The following is a 3,254-nucleotide window of genomic DNA, read 5'->3' on the forward strand; positions in this document are numbered from 1 at the left end:
TGCCGATACTGCCCGCGAGGCCGGGCTGGAGGCGATCCGCTACCGCTCGGCGCGCGATCCCAAGGGCGCCAACATTGCGCTGCTGACCTGCCGCGGCTTTGCCAAGGCAAAGCCGCTGGAGCCGCGGACCTGGCGCATCCGGCTTGGGGCGTTCGGCGTGCAGGCGATCTGCGAGTTTCCGGAAAAGCGCATCGAGTTTTCAAGGACGGCGTTTGCTGACCCCAGACTCGCCGGCCTGCGCTGGGAACGCGGGCACTGAACCAACCAAAAGAAAAGCGCCGGATTTCTCCAGCGCTTTTTCCGTCAGCCGTTCAGGCCGAAATCGAGCTTAACCGTTCGCAACCTGCTTGTGCTGCACCGGGTGGCTCTTCTTGAGCAGGTCTGACACCAGGAACGCCAGTTCGATCGCCTGGTCGGCGTTGAGGCGCGGGTCGCAATGGGTGTGGTAGCGGTCCTGCAACTCCTCGGCGGTGATGGCGCGCGCGCCACCGGTGCATTCGGTGACGTTCTTGCCGGTCATCTCGACATGGATGCCGCCCGGATGCGTGCCTTCGGCGCGGTGCACTTCGAAGAAGGTCTGAACCTCCTTCAGGATGCGGTCGAACGGCCGCGTCTTGTAGCCGGCGGCCTCGATCGTGTTGCCGTGCATCGGGTCCGACGACCACACCACGGAGCGGCCTTCCTTCTGCACCGCGCGAACCAGCTTCGGCAGATGGTCGGCGACCTTGTCGGAGCCGAAACGTGCAATCAGCGTCAGCCGGCCGGGTTCATTTTCGGGGTTGAGCAAGTCGATCAGTTCCAGCAAGCCGTCCGGCGTCAGCGACGGACCGCATTTCAGGCCGAGCGGGTTCTTGATGCCGCGGCAATATTCGACATGCGCATGGTCGGGCTGGCGGGTGCGGTCGCCGATCCAGATCATATGGCCCGAGGTAGCGTACCAGTCGCCGGAGGTCGAATCGACACGCGTCAGCGCCTCCTCGTAGCCGAGCAGCAGCGCCTCATGGCTGGTATAGAAATCGGTCTCGCGCAGCGCGTAGTTGGTTTCCGAAGTGATGCCGACGGCCTTCATGAAGTCCATCGTCTCGGTGATGCGGTTGGCGAGCGACTCGTATTTCTCGCCCTGCGGGCTGTCGGACACGAAGCCGAGCATCCAGCGGTGCACATTCTCCAGGCTGGCATAGCCGCCTTGCGCGAAGGCGCGCAGAAGGTTGAGCGTCGCCGCCGACTGGCGGTACGCCATCTCCTGGCGAGCGGGATCCGGAATGCGCGACTTCGGGTCGAATTCGATGCCGTTGATGATGTCGCCGCGATAGCTGGGCAGCGTCACCTCGCCCTTGGTCTCGTTGTCGGACGAGCGCGGCTTGGCGAACTGGCCGGCAACGCGGCCGACCTTGACCACCGGCTGCGCGCCGGCGAAGGTCAGCACCACCGACATCTGCAGGAAGACGCGGAAGAAGTCGCGGATGTTGTCTGCGCCGTGCTCGGCGAAGCTCTCGGCGCAATCGCCACCCTGAAGGAGGAATGCGTCACCGGCAGCGACCGAAGCGAGCTGCTTCTTGAGCTTGCGCGCCTCACCGGCAAAAACCAGCGGCGGAAAGGTTGCGAGCTGGGCTTCCGTGTTCTTCAGCGCGGCGAGGTCCGGATAAGCAGGAACCTGCTTGATCGGCTTTGCTCTCCACGAATTCGGCGACCATTTCGTCATCGCTGCACCCAACGCTCTTTCCAGCGGCCTATACTCCGCCATTCCCGCCCCAATTGGGGATCGCGGCTCCATACACGAAGCCGATTTCCTATTCTAGACCGGAATTTCAGCGCTGGCGAATGGTCCGAGGCTAGCTACGCCGCCTTCTCCACCAGCCGTGCCAACTGCGTCATGACGACCGCCGAGCCCGCCAGCCTCTTCTCGGCTGTCGGCCAGTCGCGCACGAAGACGACACTGTGGTCCGGCCGGATCTTGGCCAACGATCCCTGTTCGCCAATGAACTTGACCAGCCCGACCGGGTTGGAGAATTCGCGCTTGCGGAAATGGATGACGACGCCCTTCGGCCCGGCGTCGAGTTTTTCGACATTGGCCTTGCGGCAGAGCGCCTTGATGAAGACGATCTTCAACAGATGCTTCACCTCCTCCGGCAGCGGGCCGAAGCGGTCGATCAGCTCGGCGCCGAAAGCGTCGATTTCCTCGGTGTTTTCGAGATCGCCGAGACGGCGATAAAGCGCCAGCCGGAGCTGCAGGTCCGGAACATAGCTTTCCGGGATCATCACCGCCGTGCCGACGGCAATCTGCGGCGACCAGCCGCCATCCTGCACCTCGCCCGAATCCTTCACCTCGGCGACGGCTTCTTCCAGCATCTGCTGGTAGAGTTCGAAGCCGACCTCCTTGATGTGTCCGGACTGCTCCTCGCCGAGAAGATTGCCGGCGCCTCTGATATCGAGGTCGTGGCTGGCCAGTTGGAAGCCGGCGCCCAGAGTGTCGAGCGATTGCAGCACCTTGAGCCTCCGCTCGGCGGTGTCCGTCAGCTTGCGGTTGGCTGGCAGCGTGAACAGCGCGTAGGCCCGCACCTTCGAACGGCCGACGCGGCCGCGCAATTGGTAGAGCTGCGACAGGCCGAACATGTCGGCGCGGTGGATGATCAGCGTGTTGGCGGTCGGAATATCAAGGCCGGATTCGACGATGGTGGTCGACAACAGCACGTCGTACTGGCCGTCATAAAAGGCATTCATGATGTCGTCGAGTTCGCCCGGCGGCATCTGGCCATGAGCCACCGCCACCTTCAACTCCGGCACGGATTCCTTCAGGAAATCATGTATTTCCGAGAGATCGCTGATGCGCGGCACCACATAGAAGGAATGGCCACCGCGATAGCGTTCGCGCAGCAGCGTCTCGCGGATCACCAGCGGATCGAAGGGCGATATGAAGGTGCGCACCGCCATGCGATCGACCGGCGGCGTGGCGATCAGCGACAGCTCGCGCACCCCGGTCAACGCCAGTTGCAGCGTTCGCGGGATCGGCGTCGCCGACAGCGTCAGCACGTGCACGTCGGTCTTCAGGTCCTTCAGCCGTTCCTTGTGCTTGACGCCAAAATGCTGCTCTTCGTCGATGATCAGCAGACCAAGGTTCTTGAACGAGATCGCGGAACCGAGCAGCGCGTGCGTGCCGATGACGATGTCGACCTGGCCTTCGGCGATGCCTTTCTTGGTCTCGGTCAGTTCCTTGGCGCCGACCAGCCGCGACGCCTGGGCGACGCGGATCGGCA

Annotated in this window: 3 protein-coding genes; 1 reads left to right on the forward strand and 2 read right to left on the reverse strand. The window is 63.4% G+C overall.

The window, feature by feature from the left end; genetic code table 11:
• The coding region (locus EN914_RS29400) for an RES family NAD+ phosphorylase (RefSeq protein ID WP_164778998.1) at positions 1 to 259 on the forward strand (259 nt) is incomplete at its 5' end.
• A gap of 69 nt (positions 260 to 328) precedes the next feature.
• Here the strand turns inward: EN914_RS29400 and EN914_RS29405 are convergent.
• Positions 329 to 1,702: a class II 3-deoxy-7-phosphoheptulonate synthase gene (locus EN914_RS29405; protein ID WP_013531905.1), complete on the reverse strand. Its 1,374-nt coding sequence runs from the start codon at positions 1,700 to 1,702 to the stop codon at positions 329 to 331.
• Positions 1,703 to 1,836: 134 nt separating this feature from the next.
• Positions 1,837 to 3,254, reverse strand: a 1,418-nt coding sequence (locus EN914_RS29410) for a TRCF domain-containing protein (RefSeq protein ID WP_281034677.1), incomplete at its 5' end; no start/stop codon positions are given.

This window comes from Mesorhizobium sp. M7A.F.Ca.CA.001.08.2.1 (genome assembly GCF_003998455.1).
In the GTDB taxonomy this organism is placed as follows: Bacteria; Pseudomonadota; Alphaproteobacteria; order Rhizobiales; family Rhizobiaceae; genus Mesorhizobium; species Mesorhizobium ciceri.

What these genes read in the sequence shown, in the direction of transcription:
- EN914_RS29405 (WP_013531905.1), bottom strand. Translation starts at nt 1,702, where the DNA reads ATGACGAAATGGTCGCCGAATTCGTGGAGAGCAAAGCCGATCAAGCAG.